Annotated in this window: 1 protein-coding gene and 1 pseudogene; one reads left to right on the top strand and one right to left on the bottom strand. The window is 68.4% G+C overall.

All coding sequences use genetic code 11. The annotated features are described in order from the left end of the window. A pseudogene (locus A9X05_RS13935) lies at positions 1–806 on the top strand (arabinosyltransferase domain-containing protein); the annotation flags it as partial. Here A9X05_RS13935 and A9X05_RS29730 read toward each other — a convergent pair. Then, positions 731–994 (bottom strand): arabinosyltransferase domain-containing protein, encoded by a 264-nt coding sequence (locus tag A9X05_RS29730; protein WP_231978368.1) that lies wholly within the window; start codon positions 992–994, stop codon positions 731–733. The pseudogene A9X05_RS13935 and the gene A9X05_RS29730 overlap by 76 nt on opposite strands. Positions 995–1068 lie beyond the last annotated feature (74 nt).

Here is a 1068-nt window from a genome sequence, read left to right on the forward strand (position 1 = left end):
GGCTGAAGGATTCGGCCGGCAGGCCGATCGGGGGCGGTTTCCCCGACCCGAACCTGCGGCCGCAGATCGTCGGGGTGTTCACCGACCTCACCGGCCCGGCCCCGCCGGGCCTGAAACTGTCGGCCACCATCGACACCCGGTTCTCCACCACCCCAACGACTTTGAAGCTGACCGCGATGGTGCTGGCCATCGTGTCCACGATCGTCGCGCTGATCGCATTGTGGCGCCTGGACCAGCTGGACGGCCACCGGATGCGCCGGCTCATTCCGGCGAACTGGCGCACCTTCACGCTGGCCGACGTCACGGTCATCTTCGGGTTCCTGCTGTGGCACGTGATCGGGGCGAACTCGTCCGATGACGGCTACATCCTGGGCATGGCCCGGGTCGCCGACCACGCCGGTTACATGTCGAACTACTTCCGCTGGTTCGGCAGCCCGGAGGACCCGTTCGGGTGGTACTACAACCTGCTGGCGTTGATGACCCACGTCAGCGACGCCAGCCTGTGGATGCGCCTGCCGGACCTGATCGCGGGAATCGTCTGCTGGCTGCTGCTTTCGCGTGAGGTGCTGCCCCGTCTCGGGCCCGCGGTCGCCGGCAGCAAGGCGGCGAACTGGGCGGCGGGCCTGGTCCTGCTCACCGCGTGGATGCCGTTCGACAACGGCCTGCGCCCGGAGCCGATCATCGCCGTCGGTTCGCTGATCACCTACGTGCTCATCGAGCGCTCCATGCGTTACAGCCGGTTGACTCCCGCCGCGCTGGCGGTCATCACCGCGGCGTTCACCCTCGGCGTCCAGCCCACCGGAATGAGCCGGCGCATCCGGTGGCCGTCCAGCTGGTCCAGGCGCCACAATGCGATCAGCGCGACGATCGTGGACACGATGGCCAGCACCATCGCGGTCAGCTTCAAAGTCGTTGGGGTGGTGGAGAACCGGGTGTCGATGGTGGCCGACAGTTTCAGGCCCGGCGGGGCCGGGCCGGTGAGGTCGGTGAACACCCCGACGATCTGCGGCCGCAGGTTCGGGTCGGGGAAACCGCCCCCGATCGGCCTGCCGGCCGAATCCTTCAGCC

The organism is Mycobacterium sp. E3298 (assembly GCF_001666895.1).
Lineage (GTDB): Bacteria > Actinomycetota > Actinomycetes > Mycobacteriales > Mycobacteriaceae > Mycobacterium.